Origin of the sequence: Methanosarcina sp. 2.H.A.1B.4 (assembly GCF_000979385.1) — an archaeon.
Classification (GTDB): Archaea; Halobacteriota; Methanosarcinia; order Methanosarcinales; family Methanosarcinaceae; genus Methanosarcina.
Window position 1 is genome coordinate 1 of sequence record NZ_JJOV01000004.1, and the last position, 20,921, is coordinate 20,921.

Annotated in this window: 16 protein-coding genes and 3 pseudogenes; 9 read left to right on the plus strand and 10 right to left on the minus strand. The window is 39.6% G+C overall.

The window, feature by feature from the left end; translation table 11 throughout:
* The 9 genes and pseudogenes from EO92_RS00945 to EO92_RS00975 all read right to left on the minus strand — a co-directional run.
* A pseudogene (locus tag EO92_RS00945) lies at positions 1-184 on the minus strand (hypothetical protein); the annotation flags it as partial.
* 670 nt (positions 185-854) lie between these two features.
* Positions 855-1,313 carry a chemotaxis protein CheD gene (locus tag EO92_RS00950; protein ID WP_369793102.1) on the minus strand — a complete coding sequence of 153 codons (459 nt, stop codon included), beginning with the start codon at positions 1,311-1,313 and terminating at the stop codon, positions 855-857.
* Between the two features lie 47 nt (positions 1,314-1,360).
* Positions 1,361-2,023 (minus strand): chemotaxis protein CheC, encoded by a 663-nt coding sequence (locus EO92_RS00955; protein WP_048138650.1) that lies wholly within the window; start codon positions 2,021-2,023, stop codon positions 1,361-1,363.
* 94 nt (positions 2,024-2,117) lie between these two features.
* Positions 2,118-3,179, minus strand: a complete 1,062-nt coding sequence (locus EO92_RS00960) for a protein-glutamate O-methyltransferase CheR (RefSeq protein WP_235283110.1) — start codon at positions 3,177-3,179, stop codon at positions 2,118-2,120.
* Positions 3,180-3,301: 122 nt separating this feature from the next.
* Positions 3,302-4,474: a chemotaxis protein CheA gene (locus EO92_RS18895; protein WP_369793103.1), complete on the minus strand. Its 1,173-nt coding sequence runs from the start codon at positions 4,472-4,474 to the stop codon at positions 3,302-3,304.
* Positions 4,407-4,547: pseudogene (locus EO92_RS18900) on the minus strand (hypothetical protein); the annotation flags it as partial. The pseudogene EO92_RS18900 and the gene EO92_RS18895, both read right to left, overlap by 68 nt.
* A 410-nt stretch (positions 4,548-4,957) precedes the next feature.
* Positions 4,958-5,236 (minus strand): annotated as a pseudogene (locus EO92_RS18905) (Hpt domain-containing protein); the annotation flags it as partial.
* A gap of 234 nt (positions 5,237-5,470) precedes the next feature.
* Positions 5,471-6,616 (minus strand): chemotaxis response regulator protein-glutamate methylesterase, encoded by a 1,146-nt coding sequence (locus EO92_RS00970; protein WP_048168804.1) that lies wholly within the window; start codon positions 6,614-6,616, stop codon positions 5,471-5,473.
* Between the two features lie 255 nt (positions 6,617-6,871).
* The gene (locus tag EO92_RS00975; RefSeq protein WP_048135272.1) at positions 6,872-7,237 is read right to left on the minus strand and encodes a response regulator; all 366 of its coding nucleotides are present in this window, start codon (positions 7,235-7,237) and stop codon (positions 6,872-6,874) included.
* Positions 7,238-8,373: 1,136 nt separating this feature from the next.
* On the opposite strand from EO92_RS00975, the gene EO92_RS00980 reads away from it, so the two are divergent.
* The 9 genes from EO92_RS00980 to EO92_RS01020 all read left to right on the plus strand — a co-directional run bounded on the left by EO92_RS00980 (position 8,374) and on the right by EO92_RS01020 (position 18,250).
* Positions 8,374-8,766: a response regulator gene (locus tag EO92_RS00980; RefSeq protein WP_048135269.1), complete on the plus strand. Its 393-nt coding sequence runs from the start codon at positions 8,374-8,376 to the stop codon at positions 8,764-8,766.
* Between the two features lie 211 nt (positions 8,767-8,977).
* Positions 8,978-11,047, plus strand: coding sequence for a methyl-accepting chemotaxis protein (locus EO92_RS00985; RefSeq protein ID WP_048168805.1), 2,070 nt, complete (start codon positions 8,978-8,980; stop codon positions 11,045-11,047).
* Between the two features lie 141 nt (positions 11,048-11,188).
* A complete protein-coding gene (locus EO92_RS00990) occupies positions 11,189-11,734 on the plus strand; it encodes a chemotaxis protein CheW (protein ID WP_048168764.1) in 546 nt (181 codons plus the stop codon).
* 180 nt (positions 11,735-11,914) lie between these two features.
* Positions 11,915-13,354: a GntP family permease gene (locus EO92_RS00995; RefSeq protein WP_048168765.1), complete on the plus strand. Its 1,440-nt coding sequence runs from the start codon at positions 11,915-11,917 to the stop codon at positions 13,352-13,354.
* A 269-nt stretch (positions 13,355-13,623) separates the two neighbouring features.
* Positions 13,624-14,073, plus strand: a complete 450-nt coding sequence (locus EO92_RS01000) for a metal-dependent transcriptional regulator (protein WP_048135293.1) — start codon at positions 13,624-13,626, stop codon at positions 14,071-14,073.
* Positions 14,074-14,404: 331 nt separating this feature from the next.
* Positions 14,405-15,364, plus strand: coding sequence for a metal ABC transporter solute-binding protein, Zn/Mn family (locus tag EO92_RS01005; protein ID WP_048168766.1), 960 nt, complete (start codon positions 14,405-14,407; stop codon positions 15,362-15,364).
* A gap of 82 nt (positions 15,365-15,446) precedes the next feature.
* The gene (locus EO92_RS01010) at positions 15,447-16,211 is read left to right on the plus strand and encodes a metal ABC transporter ATP-binding protein (RefSeq protein WP_048135259.1); all 765 of its coding nucleotides are present in this window, start codon (positions 15,447-15,449) and stop codon (positions 16,209-16,211) included.
* A 46-nt stretch (positions 16,212-16,257) separates the two neighbouring features.
* The gene (locus EO92_RS01015; RefSeq protein ID WP_048168767.1) at positions 16,258-17,082 is read left to right on the plus strand and encodes a metal ABC transporter permease; all 825 of its coding nucleotides are present in this window, start codon (positions 16,258-16,260) and stop codon (positions 17,080-17,082) included.
* A gap of 712 nt (positions 17,083-17,794) precedes the next feature.
* The gene (locus EO92_RS01020) at positions 17,795-18,250 is read left to right on the plus strand and encodes a hypothetical protein (RefSeq protein WP_048133162.1); all 456 of its coding nucleotides are present in this window, start codon (positions 17,795-17,797) and stop codon (positions 18,248-18,250) included.
* A gap of 875 nt (positions 18,251-19,125) precedes the next feature.
* Here EO92_RS01020 and EO92_RS01030 read toward each other — a convergent pair.
* Entirely contained in the window at positions 19,126-20,490 is a 1,365-nt protein-coding gene (locus tag EO92_RS01030; RefSeq protein WP_082107901.1) for a PGF-CTERM sorting domain-containing protein, read from the minus strand.
* Positions 20,491-20,921 lie beyond the last annotated feature (431 nt).

Here is a 20,921-nt window from a genome sequence, read left to right on the forward strand (position 1 = left end):
CTCTATTCGTCGGCAGCGTCAGATGTGTATAAGAGACAGTTATAACTGATGTCCCGAAGCCGGTGGCTTCAGTGGCTGCTACCTGTGCCCAGCGCTTTGTGACTGCTGTTATGAGCACCCTTGAAATCTTGATCGGAAACGCTTCTGCATATGTATCTTCAATTTCTACTCCATTGATTTCCATGAAAATCCCCTAGTTTACTTTTCATTATTAATTATTATAATATCCAGGCTTGACATTTGTGCTTGAAATCTGCTACAAATTAGCATGTTTTAGCATATTCTTAATCCAGCACAGTCCAGCATAATGCATTATTTTCTTTTAGCCTGCTTTAGATATTTTTGAACTATTTATGCTGTGTTCGTGCTGTGTTCGAATTGTTTCTGCTATGCTGGTTGTTCATGCTCAGTTGGATTGTTTATGCCGTACAGAAAAAGTCACATAATCGCAGCGTTACTTAATCTCAGGCATACACTTAAAGTTTTATGGTACTTTTATTTTCGATGGTTTAATTAATCGGTTTAATCGGTTTAATCGATTAGCTAATGAATGTCTATTATAATATTTATATCAAATATATAATTTTTCAAAGAAAAGAACTTAAAAAAAGTTGAGTATTATGTTAGGATGAATCAGAAAATAGAATTAGGAAATACGTTCTGCCAGATAAACCATAAATAAATTGTAAAGAAAATTTTAAAAAAGAAGGTATTTTTAAGGATTTTTATTGGTTTTTAAGGATTTTTATTGGTTTTTATTAGTTTTTATTAGTTTTTATTAATTTTTATTAATTTTTATTAGTTTTTATTAGTTTTTATTAGTTTTTAAGGTCCTTCTAAGGTCTTTCTTATTCTCATATTACTTTATCCCCTCTGAGAACTGTCTTTATGAGGAGGTCGCCAGTAAAGGTATCAAATATTATTGTACGTCCATAGTTTTTCCCTATATCTTCAGCTATGATTGACACTCCCAATTTTGTCAGGGTTTCTTTCGCACTCTTTATGTTTCTCTCACCTATATTCATGTGTGAGTTTTCGAACATGCTTGCTCCCCCGACAATTTTTGCTTCAAGTTTTTTTCTGGAACCACCTTTTTTTATTATTTCGTCCACCAGGTACTCTATTCCTGCGTCTGTAAATTTGGCGGGATTATCCTTTATCCTTGCTTCTTTTATATTCGGAAGCATGGTATGAAGAAGGCCTCCTATTTTTTCCTGCCTGTCATAGAGGGTTATTCCCAGGCAGGAACCCAGTCCGGAGGTTTTAATTTTTACAGGGCTTCTAACTATTGCGCAGTCCCCTATACCCACCATAACTATGCCTGAATAGGCCAATCTGTAAAAACCTCCTGATGATTTGCTCATAATTTTTCATAATTTGATGGTTCATATTCGGTACAGGGTGTTTGATCAATCATTGAATTAATTTTTTTTAATAGATGGTTCAGAGATTCCGGATCAAGTAAAGTCAATATATTTCCGTTAATTTTATTTTCTTTTATGAGGAACTCTGCATCAAGTATAAGTGCAAAATCTGCTATGCAGCTCATCTCTGTAACTGCTGAATTGAAAATGGAGTCAGACATATCATATGCTGCGTAAGGTGTTGAAATAGAAAGATTGAGTTTCAAAAATTTCGCAAGGGAAGTTATGTAGGTTCCTGCCAGGATATGGCTAACTTCTTCAATTAAAGACAGGTTCATAGGATTTGTCAGGTCCCTTTTTTCTTCTTCACCTGAGAGGGTCAGGCAGAGACTTCTTGCACTGTTTTCAGGAAAAAAGACAAGGATATAACCATTGAGATCATCTTTGATACGCATTAATGTACCTAGTACCGGTAACTCTGAAAAGCCTGCTATTTTCGGTATATTTTCGATTAATCCAAACTTCGTATCGAGAACTCTGGTACAGACAAGACTGTTTACGAGTCTGGAAAGAGAAACAGCTGAGTTTCCGATCCCTATGTTTCCTATCTCTTTCAGTGCTCCGTATTCAAATTCGCTCAAGCTTCTTATCTTTTCCATGAATGTCCCCTTTAATTCTCTTCAGGTCTTTCAGGTCTTTCAGGTCTTTCAGGTCTTTCAGGTCTTTCAGGTCTTTTAGATCTCTTTAATTATTCTAAGTTTCTTTTATATACAGTCGTTCTCTTGCATTGTAAGGCTTAAAACGGTTTGAGGCGGTTCCCAGCAGTGTTTCTGCTTTTCCTATCACAAAGAACCCTCCTCTGTTCAATGCATTATGAAAATTAAGCTGCAAATGTTCCTGAATTTCTTTTTTAAAGTATATCATGACGTTTCGGCAGATTATAAGGTCAAAATGGTTTGTACAGGATTCTGATATCATATCCTGGCGTTGAAAACGTATCATACTTCTTAACTGGTTGGAAACCTGGTATGTCTCCCCCTGCTGTACGAAATAGCTTTTTATTATACTGGCATCCACATTTTTAAGCACATTTTCACGGTAAACCCCTTTTCGGGCCTTTTCAAGGCTGAAATTGTCAATATCAGTACCTATAATGCTTATTCTATACTTCTCGAAGTCTCTTCCAAGAACTCTATGCAGCAAAATAGCAAGAGAATAGGCCTCTTCTCCTGTTGCACAGCCTGCACTCCAGATACGGATTGATTTTACAAGTGAATCTGATTTGGATTTTATCAGAAAGGGAATAACTTCTTTTTCAATTACTCCAAAGGTTTCCGGGTTTCGGAAAAACTCACTGACGTTTATGGTAAGGGTTTTAATGAGATTCTCATGTTCTGCTGAGTTCTTTTTCAGCAGCCTGAGGTATTCTTCGTAATTCTCTGAATTGGTAGCTCTGACCCGAACGTTAATTCTACGCCTGAAATGGGCTTCTTTATATTGCTCACAGTTAAAACCAGTACTTTCCGTAATCACTTTTTTTAATAGTTCAAATCCCGGGTCTTCCTCGAGATTTCTGCTCGCCTTTATTTTATCTTCAACTATCTGTCTTCTCTCTCCGTTTACTTTTACTGCTTCTCGACTTGCTTTTACTGCTTCTCGACTTGCTTTTATTCCATCTTTACTTCCTTCTACTCTCTCTTCATTTCCTTTTATCCCATTTTTACTTCCTTTTAATCTCTCCTCATTTCCTTTTATCCCATTTTTTCTTCCTTTTATTCCTTCCTCACTTACGTTTATTCCACCTTTATTCTTCATTCATTTTTATCCCATTTTTACTTCCTTTTACTCCTTTTTCACCTGTAATTTCTCTGCTGAAGATTATTACTGGCGTTTGCTGAAGATTATTACTGGCATTATTAGTCCCTTGAATTAAGATTTCAGATTATGGAGTTAACATCAAGAATTAAAATGACACTCCCGTCTCCCATAATTGTTGCTCCTGCAAATCCCCGGGTTTTTTCCAGCAGCCTGCTTTTAAAATTTTTTATAATCACTTCCTGCTTTCCAAGCAGTGAATCTACAACGAGTCCTATATATCGTCCGGCTTTTTCCACTATAACAATGATCAGACTTTCTTCTTTCTGGACAGCAGGCAATTGAAACAACTTACGCAATCTCAGGAGAGGGAGCGCTTTTTCGTCTATCACAATAACCTCTTCACCCCTAATATGCCGGACTTCTTCTTTCCTGACTGAGATACTTTTTATTATGCTGGTGAAAGGAATCGCATATCTTTCCACCCCGACCTTTACAAGCATAGCCTGATAAAGAGCGATTGTTATGGGCAGCCTCAGTTCGAACTTCGAGCCGGATCCGGGGTTTGACTCTACTTTTACGGACCCTCCCAGACGTTCAATCCGGTTCTTTACAACATCCATTCCAATTCCTCTGCCTGAAAGATCTGTGACTGCGCTGGCAGTACTGAGTCCCGGTGCAAAAATTAGCTGTATTGCTTCTCTTTCCGAAAGCTGTTCAGCTTCCCCCCTTGAAATGAGTCCTTTTTCCAACGCAGCTTTCCGGATTTCTTCTGTGCTTATTCCTCTTCCATTATCTTCTATTTTGATAAGAACATAATTTTGCTGCTTTGAAGCTGTAATCATTATAGTGCCGCTTTCCTCTTTCCCAAGCTCCCCACGTTCCTCGGGAATTTCTATTCCATGGTCCACTGCGTTTCTTAACAGGTGCACCAGAGGGTCTCCGATTTCTTCCATAATAGCTCTATCGAGCTTGATTTCTTTTCCTTTTATTATAAAGTTAATTTTTTTATTTTGCGCCCTTGCAAGATCCCTTATCATTCTAGGAAAAATATTGGTTATATGATCCAGAGGAATCATTCTGATCTCTAACACTTCTTCCTGAAGCTCCCTGGTTAACTTCTGAAAATCGGAAAGTGCAAGCTCCAGATCCTTTGATTTCGATTCCCCCGTAAGCTCTTTTACCCTGCTTCGATTGATTACGAGCTCACCAACAAGATTCATCAGTTTATCTAACTGTTCCGTGCTGATCCTTGAACTCTGTATCCTTGTAACCCGTGTCTTTGAATCCTGTATCTTTGAATTCTGTATCTTTGAATCCTGTATCTTTGAATCCTGTATCTTTGAATCCCGCATCTTTGAATCCAGTATCTTTGAATCCTGTATCTTTGAATCCTGTATCTTTGAATCCTGTATTCTTGAGTTTTGCATATTTTTTACTTTGAAATCCAGTCCAGAGTAAGTAAAGCTTTTCTTTTCTTTTAGTTCCTCATTTATACTTTCGAGTTTCTTTTCTTCTTCTCTTTCTTCTTCTCTTTCTTCTTTTTCCTCTACTTTTTCCTCTATTTTTTCCTCTATCTTTTTGTCTGCAGAAAAGGACTCGAATTCACTTTTTAGAGGGAGAACTTCTTTTGAGGAATTATTTATATTCCTGAGAGTTTTCAGGACTTCTACTGCATCAGGATAATACTTATTACCTTCACTTCTATCGTTTTTTCTCTCTACGGTTTTACTTTCCATGCCCTTGCATACATTTTCAACAAGTCCCTCCAGAGCATCCAGACATTCGAAGATGATATCAATTAAAGAAGAATCAAGGGTTAGCCTTCCCGTACGGAACCTGTCAATAAGGCTTTCCATTTCATGTGTTAGTTCGACAATCTGCTTGAACCCCATGGTCGCAGCCATGCCTTTGAAAGTATGGGCTGCACGGAACATTACATTCATCTGCTCCATATTTTCAGGGTCCTGTTCGAGCTCCAGCAGGGAATCACTGATCTCTTTTATATTTTTCTCAGATTCCGATCTGAAAATGCCTATATATTTTGACATATCCATGATTTTCCCTGCCTTTTATAGTCCTGAGAGGTACCCGGATTTCCGAAATGTTTTAAATTTTTTATCTCTCTTTACTTTCTCTTTACTTTCTCTTTACTTTCTCTTTACTTTCTCTTTACTCTCTCGTTATCTTTTTTCCTTTGTTTTTTGTCTTATTTTTACTTTTTACTTTTCCGGTTAATTCGCTTTTTCAGGCTAATCTTGCGGTAAATAAAAGATATTCTATTTTTAACTTCATTCTACGATTCTGATAATTTCTTCAGCCATTCTGTCCAGAGGGAGCACGAGGTCTGCCAGGTTTCGCCTTACTATTTCTCCGGGCATTCCGTATACCACACATGAACTCCGGGCTTCTGCGATTACTTTGCCCCCCATTTTTTTAATCTCTTCAGCTCCATCTGCTCCATCGCAGTTCATTCCTGTAAGGACAAGGGAAATAACTCTGGATCCATAAACCGGTGCAACTGATCTGAAAAGGACATTTACTGAAGGTCTGGACCCCAGTTCTTTAGGGCTGCAAGATAAATGTACTACTTCTTCTTCAAGGCCGTTTACTTTATTTCGTACAATTTCCATATGATAATTACCCGGGGCTATAAGCACAGTTCCTTCCTCTACTCTATCCCCTTCCTGTGCCTCTTTTACCCTGAGAGCTGACTTTTCATCAAGCCTTTTTGAAAGAGATGCTGTAAAACCCGGGGGCATGTGCTGTACTACAAGAACTGCAGCTGGAATCTCAGCGGGAAGTGAGCCTATAAGTTTTTCCAGGGCCCGTGGACCTCCTGTGGACGCACCTATCGCCAGTATATTTCTCACAGAGGTTACTTTCTCCCGGAGCCTGTTATCTTTCTTCTCCTCTTTCTTCTCCCCTTTCTTCTCCTCTTTCTTCTCCTCTTTCTTTTCCCCTTTCTTTTCTCCTTTCTTCTCCCCTTTTTCCGGATTCCAGGGTTCTAAATCTCGCATGCACTCCAGGTTTTTAAGGTTAGCTTTTGTAGCTGTCCTGACTTTCCTGCAAATTTCCTCTGCCATTTCAGGCATGCTCTGACTGAGAACACCTGAGGGCTTTTCGATTACATCCACTGCTCCGTACTCAAAAGCTGTAAGGGTAATCTCTTCAGCTTTTTCCCCCAGAGCTGACACTATTATTACTGGAGTCGGATATTCTTTCATGATACGGGAAAGAGTCTTAAGACCGTCAAGAACAGGCATTACATTGTCCAGAAGTACTACATCGGGCCTAAGTTTCTTGATTTTTTCAAGACCGTCATTTCCGTTGACTGCCGTTCCGATAACCCTTATCTTCGGGTCTTCTTTGAGAATATCGGAAAGAACCTTGCGAATTAAAGCAGAATCATCTACTATGAGTGCGCGGATAGTCATCTCAAGCACTTTTTTGTTGAATCGGTTTATTTAAAATTCGTTTTTATTTAACTCAAGTATTTCGATTCACTCTGTCTTGATCCAGAACTCAGTTACGTAATCTAAAAACTAACTGTTTAATCCAATAATTGAATACTTAATCCGGTAATTGAATGCTTAATCCATAAATTAGATATTTAATCTAAAATTAATCTAAAATTAATCTAAAATTCAGATATGTAATTAGAATCGGATGCTTAACTTAATGCTCTTCAGTTAATTTGGCTCAGCAATTTTTTTGATTACATCCAGCATGCCATCTGGCTCAAAAGGTTTTACTATGAAACCCATGGCACCTATTTTAATAGATTCCGTTATCAGAGCCTGCTGCCCAAGAGAAGAGCACATTACCACTTTTGCATCAGGGTCCATTAAAAGAAGTTTTTGCAATGCCTCTTTCCCATCCATATCTGGCATTATTATGTCCATTAGCACAAGGTCAGGTTTTACCTCTAGGTATGTCTGAATTGCTTCTTCTCCATCACCTACCTCAGCAACCACCTCGTGTCCGTGCTTTAAAAGAATGTCTCTGATTACCATCCGCATAAATTCGGCATCGTCCACGATCATTACTCTTGCCATCTATTTGCCTTCTTTTATTTTTTATTAAGTGAGTGACAATATCTTTATGACAATGTCTTATGTGACGATATTTGTTCGATTGTATATTTGGAACCACCCTGAAGTTATCTGACCACTTAATTTCATTTTTGAGAATACTCAGAGTTTCAGAATAATAATGAATTCTATTGAAGCAGTCAACTGAAGGATTCCTATTGAAGCAGTCAACTGAAGGATTCCTATTGAAGCAGTCAACTGAAGGATTCCGATTGAAGCTATTAATCAAATAACTTTTGTCAGAGTACACATAAGGTTAACGCAATTGATTAACGCAAGTTTTTTTGCTAACGTAAGTCTTTCTTGTTAATATGAAAAAATATATGCGAGACGTGCTATATTAAACTTTTTTAATTATCTTTCGCAAATTATCTAGCTTTAAACCCGTCTCTATTTTGGAATGGTTGCATGTTAACAAAAAGTTTCTAAAAGTTTGTTAAGTTTTAAAAATCCTATTTAAATTTATCAGGGTCTGTTACTGCATAGAATAACTTCTACAGGGTTGAAGGTGCTTGTTTTCATACCATGCGTAGAATCAACTTTTCCTGGAGACACATCAATATAATATAAAATGTTTTCATCCTCACTTTATATATTAAAACAGTGGTATAAATATTAATAAATAACTTTATATTCTACGGGAATTCATACTATCTTTATTAAGTCGGGGAATTTACTGCTATCTGCTATATCGTTATGTAAAGGATCAACACTGGGAACTGAATGTCTTCTTTTTGTCACTGAAATCCACTTATTTGGTGTTAAAATTTAGTTGTAAGTGTTTGAGTGCCAGCCTGCAAATTCCAACCGATTTGCCTTCAAATCTTACAAATTATGTTCAGAAATGTAATATATAATGGAAATTTGCTTGCGATAGAAAATTTATCAGGGTATTTAATAGAATTTTTTCTAAGATAAGTGAGGATAAAATATTCCATATAATTAAGCCGTTTATCTGTTCCCACCAGTAAAATTCGTTTCACAAAATAACCCCCTATAAGAACGATATCTCTGTAAGAATAGCATCTCTGTAAGAAGGATATCGTTCAGAGGAAGGATATCGTTCAGAGAATTCTTAAGCAAGCACAGGAGTTGATCAAATGCCTGAAATCCTGATCGTTGAGGATAACCTGCTTAACCTTGTCATTGAAGCTGACCTTCTGAAATCATGCGGATATGATCCGAAGAAGGCAAAAAACGGCTTTGAAGCACTGGAAGTTCTCAGTAAGGTCAAAGTTGATCTTGTACTGATGGATATGGAACTTCCAAAGATGCATGGACTTGAACTGCTTCAACGGATAAAATGCAACCCTGATACACGAAGCATAAAAGTGGTTGCTGTCACAGGACATTGTGATCCTGAAAGTGAACAGGAATTCCTAAAAGCCGGATGTCATGCTGTCCTTTCCAAACCCATAAATTTTGATATTTTTGGATCGCAGGTCAAAGAGTTCCTTACAGTAACGAGTTCTTCACTGAATTTTCCTGAGTAATATCTCCAGAAGGAGTATTCTTGATGAATGCCGAACCTCCAATTCTCCTATTATTTGAGGTTCTTACTCTTTTCAAGAATCAGGAAATTTATGAATTCTTAAATAATCTATATTGAGCACTAGTTGGGAAATCTGGATAAAGACCTTTATAGTTCGGTTGCAGGAGAGAAAGGGCGCAAAGGCGAAGAAGCTGGAATCACGGGTGAAAAAGATGTACAAAAGCACAAAGATGGGGCATGTGGTGATAGGATTTGCCCTTCTCCTCGTTTTGATCTTTTTTGTAGGTTATACGGGTTATCAAGGCATGAACGAAGTCGAGGAGAAGAGCCGTGCTATCCAGAATATGACTTTTATCATGAATAATATGCAGGGCGCCCTGCAAGCAGAGGAAAGCTACATTATTCACGGCGATCCTGCTTACAAAGAAGAAGTTTATTCCCATCTTAACCTTGTGCCCACACAGGCAGCGATATCCAAAGAAATATACATAGGCTATATTGATCCTGCGAACCGCGACCGGATGGATTTAGTTCTTGCAGCTTCCAGCGATTTCAGGGAAGCTTTTGACAGATATGTTGAAGCAGATGACGAACAGGCATATGTGAGAGACAATCTGACAATATATAGTGAAACTCTACTAAAAAACGCAGATGAGCTTTCTAAAAATCAGATGACTCAGTACAGAGAAGAGTTCGAGAAGGGCTATTCAAATGAAACTCTCGAGAAAAAGTTCTCCAACGCCGAGAGCGCTCAGAGGATCATTGTATTGACAATGAAAGCCAGAAACGAGTATCGAAATTATGCTATGAGTCCTGATCAGCAATATGCAGATAAGTTTGATACTTTTATGGAAGAGATTATTGAACTTTCTACAGACTTGAACGGACGAATGGAAAGGCCGGAAAATATTGCTGCAGGAAAGGAAATACTTACAAGTGCGGAAAATTTCCAGGATGATTTCGAGCGGTTTAAAGCTCTGGAAGAAAGAAAAGCGATCGAAGAGGCAAATATGACAGATATAGCTGCGCAGGTTGGAGAAGTAGCTACAGCTGCCAGTGCTGACCAGAAAGTAAAACTGGATACACTGATCGTGAACTCTATAAATAAGATATTTCTGGTCACTTTTCTTTCAATGCTTATTGGTGCTTTCCTTGTTTTTGTGATTTTGAACATCTACAGAAAGCCTATCTACGAATTGCTTGAAGCTGCTGACAGGATCTCTGGAGGAGATCTTGATGTTGATATTAAAGGTTCCTCGAGAAGCGAGATCTTCCAGCTTTCAGAGGCTTTTAAAGCAATGGTTGAAAACCTGCGCAGCTTGATTAAAGAAATTCAGGGAGGTTCACTGCGCCTTGCCACACTTTCGGAAGAAATATCTGCCTCTTCCGAAGAAGTGGCATCTGCATCAAGGAGAATTTCAGAAACCGCAGCTGAAATCTCTAACGGGGCAGAGATGCAGAGTACAAAAATTGTTGATATAACTCATGCAATGCAGGATATGACCCACAATATCCAGGAAGTTGCGGATAACACCCAGAAAGTTTCTAAAAGTACAAATCTGGTGAATGATACCGTTCGTAATATCGGAAACGTTTCCAGAGATGTCCTGTTTAAGATGAATCTTATCAGTTCTTCTGTTGATGAAACTGAAGTTGTTATCAAGGAACTTGACTCCAAGTCTCAGCAGATCAATGAGATCATAACGCTGATAACCAGAATTGCAGACCAGACCAATATGCTTGCACTGAATGCCGCAATTGAAGCTGCAAGGGCAGGCGAACACGGCAGAGGATTCTCTGTTGTAGCCGATGAAGTCCGTAAACTTGCCGAAGAATCCGGAAGCGCAGCCAAAAATATTTCCAGGCTGATTGATGAGATCCGGGAGAGTATCAGTGATACAGTGGAAAGCATAGAAGCAAGTAAAAAGAATGTGAAGAACGGCTCAGTATCGGTTAGTGAAGAGGTTGAGATGGTTACCGGAATCGTCTCCACAATCAATGAAATCACAAATATGATAGAAGACGTTGCAGCTGCTACAGAAGAACAGTCCGCATCCATTGAAGAAATTACCTCTACACTGGAAGATATATCCTCTATATCGGAGCAGTCCGCTGCAGGCACCCAGGAAACTGCCGCAGCTCTTGAAGAACAGAGTGCCTCAATGTCTGAGCTTGCCAGCATGGCGAATGATCTCTCTTTGCTTGGGGAAAATATGAAAAAAGCCACTGAAAAATTCAGGCTTGGCAATTCAAAAGGAGAGCCCGAGAATATTGCTGACTAAATATTGCTGACTAAATACGGCTGGCTAAATATTGCTGACTAAATACGGCTGGCTAAATATTGCTGACTAAAGTACGGTTAGCTAAATACGGTTGGCTAAATATAGAGGGTTAAAATCCTTAAATTGGCCTGAGGGATTAAAATGTTTGAGGAAACAGCAATAAAGGAAGATCCTACACTTCCAGAAGAATCGCTTCAGTTAGTGGTTTTTGAACTGTCAGGAGAAGAATTCGGAGTCAATATCATGCAGGTCTCCGAGATCATCCCGGTTTCAAAAATCACTCGCGTTCCTCAGGCGCCGGAATGTATAAAGGGACTAATTAACCTGCGAGGAAAAATTATCGTAGTAATAGATCTCAACAGGCGCCTTGGTTTCAGCTCCAAAGAAAGGGACAGTCTGTCCAGAATTATTATAGTGGAAGTCAGGGATACAATTATAGGAATGCTTGTAAACTCCGTAAGTGGGGTGTTGAAACTGCCTATTACTTCTGTTGAACCGACTCCAGATATGATTAAATCGAAAATTAATGCAGAATATCTGATCGGAGTCGGGAAAAAAGGGAACAGGCTTCTTATCCTCCTGAACCTTGCAAGGGTACTTGGAGAAGAGGAAATTGACGAACTCAGCCAGCTTTCTTCTTCCTCTTCCTCTCATTCTTTTGAGCAATTTCCTGAAGGGGATATTTAAAAATTTATCCTTAAGATCTGACTGATGAATACTATCTATTGTCGATAATTCCTTGTTTATGATTTCAGAAGAATTTTATGATTTCAGAAGAATTTTATGATTTCAGAAGAATTTTATGATTTCAGAAGAATTTTATGATTTCAGAAGTGATTTATAGCTTCAGAATAAATTTCAACGAATATGCACCCTGTCCTTATTTTCCTTTTCGCCCTTATAGCCATACTGCTTCTTACAGCAAAACTCAGGCTTCACCCTTTCCTTAGCCTTGTCTTTGTATCTCTTTTCATAGGAGTGCTTGCAGGAGAACCTATGGGGGCAGTTGAAGCGGTAACGAAGGGACTTGGTAATGTTTTTTCCCGTTTTGCTATCATTATCACCAGTGGTAGTATCATCGGACTTCTGCTCCAGAAGAGTGGTGGAATGTCTTTAATAGCTTCTGACATTATGCGTTTTTCCAGAAATCCCCTGCTTGCCCTGAACATTCTTGGTTTTCTTTTTTCCGTGCCAATGATGTGCTATATCCTTGCCTATGTCATCTTTATTCCGATAGCAAAAGAGTTGGCTACCAAGCTTAATTACCCCCCCATTTCCACTGCAACTGCACTTGCACTCGGGGCTGTTGCCTCATTTAATCTGGTATATCCTTCCCCTGTAATTATTTCGGCAGCAGAAGAACTTTCAGCAAATACGGACTCACTCATTCTTCTGGGATTTTTTATCGCTGTTCCTACTTCTACTGCAGGTTATCTCTACGCCAGAAGATTGGGGAAGACTGAAACCGCCAGAGTTTCCGAACACGATAATCAGGGACAAGCTCAACCAGAATTTACAGAAATTACAGAAACTCCACAAAAGAAGAAGACAGGAGTAATGCAGGAAAAAGGTATCGAAGTGCAGAGAAAAGATGGAGTACAAAGGAAAGATGGAGTACAAAGGAAAGATGGAGTACAAAGGAAAGATGGAGTGCAGGGAAGAGATACTGGAAAGTCAGGCAGGCTTGAAGCTTATGCACCAATCTTTCTTCCTTTGCTTCTTATCCTTTTCCAGGCTGGCTTTGAGCATCCCCCTCTTCTGTTTTCTTTTCTGGGAAACCCAAATGTTGCCCTCCTTATAGGAGTTCTTCTCTCCATTTTTTCCAGCCGGGCGCTGGGGTTGGAAATGGTCAGGACCCTGGTTGAAAAAGCCGTAAGGAGAAGTGGTGTTGTCCTTCTTGACCTGTGTGGGGGAGGAGCTCTTGGTGCAACTCTTGCCATGACAGGAGCAGGAGAAGCCCTTGGCAGGTTTTTCCTGCAGATTAACCTTCCTCACATCCTTGTTCCTTTTCTTGTTGCAGCAGCCCTTCAAACCGTGCAGGGGTCAAGGGTTGTAACAATGCTTGTTGCGCCATCCCTTTTGCTTCCTCTGGTTCCGGAACTTGGGCTTCCTGCGGAGATTCTGATCCTTGCAATGGCGTCAGGTACTTTCGTGATTTCGCATGTCAATGATCCATTCTTCTGGATTTTCGGAGAACTGGCAGAACTTGAACCCTCCGAGGTTTTCAGGGCAAATACTCTCGGGGGCGCTCTGATGGGCGTGGTAAGTTTCCTGCTGGTTTCCGGCGTGTATGTTTTCTTCTACTGAATTTTCTCATACCTGCTAGTTTCGCTAGTTTCATACCTGCTAGATTTCTATTCTTGCCGGTTCTTTCATATTTTTTATGTTTTTTATACTTACTGAGTTTTTCATACTTGCCGGTTTTTTATACTGGAACCTAATTCCTTCGATTTTAATGCCTTTCATTTTTTACCGGAGGTATATTCCGGTGAGCTCTAAGTTTGATATACTACAAATATATATTTGTAATTTGGTACATGACAAACAATAAATACCAGTTTTTTATATTTATCTATATGAATGAGCAAAATTATCCTGATTTTACGGGCCTTGAGCTCTCTCCGAGAAAGGCAGATTACCTCAAGTTTATTTTTGAAAAAAGAGGCACTGTAAAAACTACTGAAATTTCCTCCTGCCTGCAGGTCGACCCTTCAACAATAAGCAAGACCTTAACTGAACTTGCAACTGCTGGCTACCTGAACCATGTTCCATACAGGGGTGTGGATCTGACAGAAATGGGAAAGGCATATGCAGAATTTCTTGTCCGGAGACACAGGATTTTGAGTCTTCTCTTTACTCATTACGGCCTTTCGACAGAGGATGCATGTGCTGAGGTTTCTCGCTTTGAAGCTTTTGTTTCCAGGGATGCGGTAAACAAAATCTGCAACTCAATGGGTCATCCGATGGTCGGTGTATGCGGAGAAATAAGCCACGAGAAATGCTTTCATGAGGAGCATTGTCATTAATTGCCAGCATGAATGGGGAGTTGAATAAAGCCTTTGATCCGGTTTTGAGATAAAGTTGGGTTAACCCCAAGAAATCTTGTATATGAGTTAAATTATTGGGTATATCCCAAATTTATCTTCCTTATTTCATCCTTATTTCATCCTTATTTCATCCTTATTTCATCCTTATTTCATCCTTATTTCATCCTTATTTCATCCTTATTTCATCCTTATTTCATCCTTATTTCATCCTTATTTCAGTCTTATTTCAGTCTTATATCAGTCCCTTCCAGAAATGAAACTGATTGAAGCAATGAAGTAAAAATGAAAGTGAAAAAACAGGAGCTCAATTATGAAATTAAAAATCATACCTATATTAGTACTTTTGATTGTTGGTCTGAGCATTTTTATCAGTGGGTGTACAGATGCCGGCGATTCCGGAGATAATAAGACTAAAGAACAGGAAACTGAAATGTCAGGAACGGACGAGCCCACAACAGTTGCCGTAAGTGTTGTTCCCCTGGCTGAATTTGTAGAAAAAGTCGGAGGAGATAAAGTAAAAACCGTTGTCATTATCCCTCCCGGAGCAGATCCTCATACCTATGAACTTTCTCCAAGGGAAGTCCAGGAAATTAGCAAAGCCAGCATGTTAGTGACAGTCGGGGTTGGTATGCCCTTTGAGAAAGTCTGGATTGACAAATTCGAGACCATGAATAGTGGCACTCTGATTGTAAATTGCTCCAAAGGGCTCGAACTGAGAGAGCTTGAGAAACATGATGAAGAGCTTGAAGCCGGGAACAAAGAAGAAAGCGATGAGGATCATGAAGGACTGGATCCCCACATCTGGACATCTCCTGCAAACGCAAAAATGATGGTCGAAGATATTTATGAAGGCCTTGTGGAACTAGACCCTGAAAACAAAGCTTACTATACTCAAAATAGAGATGCTTACCTTGAAGAGCTGGATGCTCTGGATGCGAGGATTCGGGAAAAGCTGGAAGGAAGCGAGGAAAGAAATTTCATGGTTTATCATCCATCCTGGGGATATTTTGCCGCAGATTACGGGCTTACTATGATTCCTGTTGAGGTTGAAGGAAAAGAGCCGAGTGCGCGGGATCTCGCGAAGCTCATAGATCTTGCAAAGGAAAAGAAGGTCAAGGTTATCTTTGTCCAGTCTCAGTTCAGCCCGCGGAGTGCGGAAGTTGTAGCCCAAGAAATTGGCGGCGAAGTTGTGGCTGTTGACCCTCTTGCAAAGGATTACATTGCAAACATGGACAACGTGTCCGATGTCTTTGCCAGAAACCTTGTGTAAAATCAGTATTCAGGTTCTATAGCTAAATATAAAAAGAACATAATTCGGGATAAGATAAAAACGATAGTCTGAAGGAAGGGTAATGGAGAAGGTTATAGAGCTAGAGGATGTCTGGGTCCGCTACGGAAACCAGACAATCCTTGAGGCCGTAAGTCTGGAATTAAAAGAGCCCAATGGGTTGCTTGGGATTATTGGACCCAATGGTGGGGGAAAGACCACATTTCTCAAAGTGCTCCTTGGGCTTTTGAAGCCCTATAAAGGCAGCGTGAAACTCTTTGGGAAGCCTCCGGAAAAAAGCAGAGACCTTGTAGGGTATGTCCCTCAGTACAAAGGTTTTGACTTTGATTTTCCGATCAGTGTCTGGGAAGTCGTCCTGACAGGCAGGATGAGCCATACGGGTTTTCTGAAAAAGTACAGTGACGAGGACAAAAAGGCTGCTGAAGAGGCTCTGAAAACAGTGGAAATGTTCGACCTTAAGGACCGGCAGATAGGCCAGCTCTCGGGTGGGCAGCGGCAGAGGGTTTTTATTGCCCGTGCTCTTGCAACGAACCCTAAACTCCTGCTTCTTGACGAACCCAATACCGGGCTTGATCCTCACATGCAGGATGAACTCTACCGACTCCTGGACAGGCTCAAGCAGGAAATGGCAGTCATTATGGTCACACATGACCTCAGTGCAGTTTCTGTCTATGTGGACAGGATAGCCTGCCTGAACCGCACGCTTCACTACCATAACTCAAGAGAAATCTCGGTTGAGGACCTGGAAGCCACCTACCAGTGCCCTGTCGAACTAATTGCTCATGGAGTGCCCCACAGAGTGCTGGAAAGGCACAAAGGGAGTTCCTGAAGATCAAGATTGGGTTCGAAAAAAGTCTCTCAAGGAGAAATAAAAAATGTTTGATCTTCTGCAATATACTTTTATACAGAACGCCCTTATAGCCGCAATTCTTGCAAGCGTTGCCTGCGGAATCATAGGCGCCTACGTTGTCGTCAAAAAGATCGTCTTCATCAGCGGTGGGATTGCCCATGCCTCTTTCGGAGGGGTCGGGCTTGGTTATTATTTAGGGATAAACCCCATGTTCGGAGTTCTTCCTTTCAGCTTGCTTTCCGCTCTTGTCATGGGCATCGTAAGCAAGAAATCTAAAATCCCGGAAGACAGTGCAATAGGCATTCTCTGGTCTCTTGGAATGGCTCTGGGAGTTATTTTTGTCTATCTTACTCCCGGATATGCCCCTGACCTGATGACCTACCTCTTTGGAAATATCCTTACGGTTCCCCGGCTTGACCTATACCTGATGCTGGTTCTTGATATCGTCATAGTGGGTGCGGTCTATCTGTTCTATAAGGAATTTCTCTCTTTATGCTTTGACGAAGAGTTCACAACTGTACAGGGTGTCCCTACCGAAAAGCTCTACCTTCTCCTGCTCTGTATTATTGCCCTTACAATTGTTGTCCTTATCAAAGTCGTGGGAATTATCCTTGTGATCGCCCTTCTGACCATTCCTGCTACTCTGAGCCGCAAATTCACCAATAACCTGAAGCGGATGATGCTTATCTCCATTGTCTTCGGGATCGTGATCAGTGTTACCGGAATAGGCCTTTCATATGCTCTGGATGTTCCATCGGGAGCCACTATTATTCTTGTACTGAGCTTTGTATATGGGTTTGTAGCTTTCGGGATGGATATACTCGAGAGCAGGCATGTTTCGAAGAGCTGAAAACATGCCGTTGTTTTTTAAAGGTTTTTTGAACTTGTCGGCACCTCTATTATAAGTGTATTTAGTGAACATGTCTGACTGTTCACTAAAAGTTCAAAAATAAATTAAGGTTCAAAAATAAATTAAGGTTCAAAAATAAATTTTTTCTGAGATTAATTCTAATGTACAGGACTCGGGCATGAGGCTCAGATATATATTCTATCATCTTTCAGTATATTCTGCACTTTCCAACTTTCTTTTCGCAGAACTAACTGCAACCAACTATAAAATTATATTTCGTTAGTTTTATTAAGACATAATTTTATATATGGTAAAATGCAAGAAGCCTAATTGTTAAATCAAGTTTATTTTATACGACTTCAGGATCAGAACTGCAAGATCAGCATCTCTGGAGTTAATTGGTAATGGAAAAACGGAGTCCAAAATGGAATTCAAAAACGGAGTCCAAAGCTCCATGTGAAATGCCACAAAGCCGCTTCTAGTGGGGAAGCGATGCACTTGTAGCAGGTTAAGGCAGCCTGCACAGGGCATATAGTACTTGGATGCACTTCAACTGATAAACTTATGCCACCTCCATAACAAGCCAGCAGGTGTATCCGAAAGCCACCTCTAAAAGGTAAAAGACTGGTTCCGTTGCTATAAAGCGGAAATAGCCAGATCCACCTATTAAAATATAAACCCTTAAATATAAACGTCATACCAGGGTGATAAAATGGACCGTGAAACAACCCGGGATCAAAATATTGAAGAAAACGAAACATTTGATGGCGAAAACCTCAATCTTCCGGATATCCTCCTTCCGGAAACCGATAATGTGCTATATTCAATCCTAAACTCCTTAAATCAGAACATCGCAGACTTTTATACGTTTGTGAAATTCAACAGCTACCTCTCTGAGGGTCACCTCAACGTTGAGCTGCTTAAAAGAAGCATGGGTATCCACAGGGACTTTACAGCTCTTTTCCTGCACACCAAAGAAGAACTGTTATTTACCTATCCGGAATTCATAGAAAAGACAGAAAAGCTGCTGTTTAAAGGTGAAGTTGGTACCGACTGCATAAAATATACACACAGGGTATGCAGAGCAATAAGTGATTATAAGATTGCCCTTCACAGAGAAGGTTATTTGCCAGACCTTAGAAGGCAGCTGCCCTTAGTTGACATTTAATCCTCAGGCAGCTTACTTTTTTCTATTTTTTTTCGATTCAATTTCACTTCTACACTTCTTCTCTTTTTGCCAACGTCTAAAATTTTGTAAAAGATAGGTTTTACAAACCTGAGCTTTGTAAAATCCATGCTTTGTAAATTTAAAATTGATCTAAATCTAAATCTTTTTAAGGAGCTAAGATCCACTTAAAAATTTTGAAAAATATACACAAGCTCTTCTGTTTTTGATTTTAGTTTCATACTTTCTGATTAATTTACAGTACCTCTGGAGACTTATATCCAATTTTCAGTACATCCGTAGTCTTATATTTAGGAAAAGATATTTGGCGTACAAGGCATCTGTGAAAAAACGATATCCTAAAAAACGGTGTCTTGAAAAACGATATCCTAAAAAACGGTGTCTTGAAAAACGATATCCTAAAAAACGGTATCTTGAAAAACGATATCCTAAAAAACGGTGTCTTGAAAAACGATATCCTAAAAAACGGTGTCTTGAAAAACGATATCCTGAAAAACGATATCCCTTAAAAACGGCACAAAACGGAATCTTTGAAAAATGGTGCTTAAAAAACGGCATTACAAAACAGATGCCTATACCATTCGATGTATAAATCTTTTTTAGGTTTAGTTAGTTTCGAAAGTAGTTATATGTCTTTGTTTTTTAACGGTTTAACGCCTCTAACGCCTCTAACAATCCCTCGTTTTTCCTCGCTTGCTGCTCTTTGAAATGGACCAAAACAGACAGCACATTTCTTGCATATCTTTTCTTGAGCCGAGAATAAAAATGTACAATTAGATGAAGGCTTAATTCCCTCATCTAATTTTTTTCTAAGCCTAGTTCTCTTTTAATGCTTTTTTATCTGATTCGCTTTGTTTTTACTTCCTTCTATACAGGAATATTGCAGCAAGTAGTCCGACTGCACCATAAACGATTTCAAACCCAGGTATACCTGCGCTTTCCTGCTCTGGTTCCTTTTCAACATCTGCTTCGGCACTTTCAGTGTTTTGTTCAAAGTTTTTAATATCAGGTCCAAGCTGCGTTTCAGTGTCAGTTTCTTTCCATGTAGTTTCGTTCACTTCAACGTTTTTGGTAGGTTTAGAGATGATACGGGCGTGACCAGTGCCACCATTACTGTGGTGGGCGCTACGAGTATCACCACTGCTATCACTATCGGCTGAGCTAAGGACGATCAGTTGTTGTACACTGCTGCTTTCATCAGGAATTTCGTTGCAACTTACTATTGCCGTATTTTCGATAAATCCGTCCCCACCACCGTTACTGTTAATATCGTCCTGGGTTAACGTATAGTTTCCGAAGAATTTCCATGTCTCTCCCGGATTCAACACTCCTGAGTCAACATCGTCTCCAGTCGGCCCTGTCAATGTAATCATCGGGTCACTTACTGAAACTCCTGTTAGGTTCGCGCTGCCTTCATTCTTCACCATTATCTGATATTCTATTATGTCTCCAGCTTTGTTGACTATACTATCTCCGGCTTCATCAGCTCCGATTATTGATTTGTATATAAAATAATCCGGGTTCCCTTCTGTCGAATCATCTCCTGTTGAATCATCTCCAGTCGAATCATCTCCTGTTGAATCATCTCCTGTTGAATCATCTCCTGTCGAATCATCTCCTGTGGATGCTTCTATCAGTACCCTGGCACTGTCACATTTTGGCTCCAGCTGATCACAGTCTACCATTGCGACGTTATCGATGTATCCATCACATCCCCCGTTGGTGTCTATGTCTTCCTGCGTTACCGTGTAGCTGCCGGTATATGTCCATATCTCTCCTGCATCCAGAACTCCATCGGCATCCTTTGACTTTGTTGGCCCTGTTAGAGTTTCAATTAACTTGTCTGTGACAGTTACATTTGTCAGGTCGACATCTCCGGTGTTAGTCACTGTTATCCGGTAGGTTATGATATCTCCTGCCTTTTTTACACTGGCTTTCGATCCACCGCAATTTACGTCTGTAATGCACTTTTCTATTCTATATGCCGGACCGGGTTCGCAAGCCGAAGTTACTTTTATAGGTGCTGTTTCACTGTCAGATTCGGTTTCCAGTTGGTCGGAGGATGCGGTTGCCGATGCGACTTGCATAAATGGTGCCGCATTGGACATGATCAGCATCACTGAAAACATCAGCGAAAAGAGCGAATATATCCTGTTTTTTCTCATCCAATGGTTGATGGATAGCATGGTCATCCCCACAAAGCTTGTAATATTCTTTCTCATTTATTCACTTCCAGATTTTCTTCTCAAAATTTGAATCTATATTTAGAATTAATCTCAAAAAAATCAACATTTGTCGAAAAGATAATCTAAGCTGGACAAACACCAGTTTTTAATTCCTCACTCCTTATTGAATAAATTTTGGAAATAATGTTGAGACTAAATAAGTTTAGAAAATCATTTTTTTGAACAGTAAAACCAAAGTTAAACAAATTCTAATTTCTTATTCTTTTTTCCCTTCCCATTGAATCTTTAATCGTCAGACTTATTGTATTTTATTGTACAATACTAATGACAATATTAATTATAAGATACCTTGTAATATATAATTTTAGATCTAAAATATTTGATATAATTTAGTCTGTTTTTTAGGATTTTAAAGCTTTATTTTTGCTTTTTAAGAGCTTTTAAATGTTTTTTCCATTCTATTTTTT

Excerpts from the sequence above, each read along its gene's own strand:
- EO92_RS00950 (WP_369793102.1), bottom strand. The coding sequence starts at position 1,313 with ATGGTGGGTATAGGGGACTGCGCAATAGTTAGAAGCCCTGTAAAAATT.
- EO92_RS00955 (WP_048138650.1), bottom strand. The coding sequence starts at position 2,023 with ATGGAAAAGATAAGAAGCTTGAGCGAATTTGAATACGGAGCACTGAAA.
- EO92_RS00960 (WP_235283110.1), bottom strand. The coding sequence starts at position 3,179 with ATGAAGAATAAAGGTGGAATAAACGTAAGTGAGGAAGGAATAAAAGGA.
- EO92_RS00970 (WP_048168804.1), bottom strand. The coding sequence starts at position 6,616 with ATGACTATCCGCGCACTCATAGTAGATGATTCTGCTTTAATTCGCAAG.
- EO92_RS00975 (WP_048135272.1), bottom strand. The coding sequence starts at position 7,237 with ATGGCAAGAGTAATGATCGTGGACGATGCCGAATTTATGCGGATGGTA.
- EO92_RS00980 (WP_048135269.1), top strand. The coding sequence starts at position 8,374 with ATGCCTGAAATCCTGATCGTTGAGGATAACCTGCTTAACCTTGTCATT.
- EO92_RS00985 (WP_048168805.1), top strand. The coding sequence starts at position 8,978 with ATGTACAAAAGCACAAAGATGGGGCATGTGGTGATAGGATTTGCCCTT.
- EO92_RS00990 (WP_048168764.1), top strand. The coding sequence starts at position 11,189 with ATGTTTGAGGAAACAGCAATAAAGGAAGATCCTACACTTCCAGAAGAA.
- EO92_RS00995 (WP_048168765.1), top strand. The coding sequence starts at position 11,915 with ATGCACCCTGTCCTTATTTTCCTTTTCGCCCTTATAGCCATACTGCTT.
- EO92_RS01000 (WP_048135293.1), top strand. The coding sequence starts at position 13,624 with ATGAATGAGCAAAATTATCCTGATTTTACGGGCCTTGAGCTCTCTCCG.
- EO92_RS01005 (WP_048168766.1), top strand. The coding sequence starts at position 14,405 with ATGAAATTAAAAATCATACCTATATTAGTACTTTTGATTGTTGGTCTG.
- EO92_RS01010 (WP_048135259.1), top strand. The coding sequence starts at position 15,447 with ATGGAGAAGGTTATAGAGCTAGAGGATGTCTGGGTCCGCTACGGAAAC.
- EO92_RS01015 (WP_048168767.1), top strand. The coding sequence starts at position 16,258 with ATGTTTGATCTTCTGCAATATACTTTTATACAGAACGCCCTTATAGCC.
- EO92_RS01020 (WP_048133162.1), top strand. The coding sequence starts at position 17,795 with ATGGACCGTGAAACAACCCGGGATCAAAATATTGAAGAAAACGAAACA.
- EO92_RS01030 (WP_082107901.1), bottom strand. The coding sequence starts at position 20,490 with ATGAGAAAGAATATTACAAGCTTTGTGGGGATGACCATGCTATCCATC.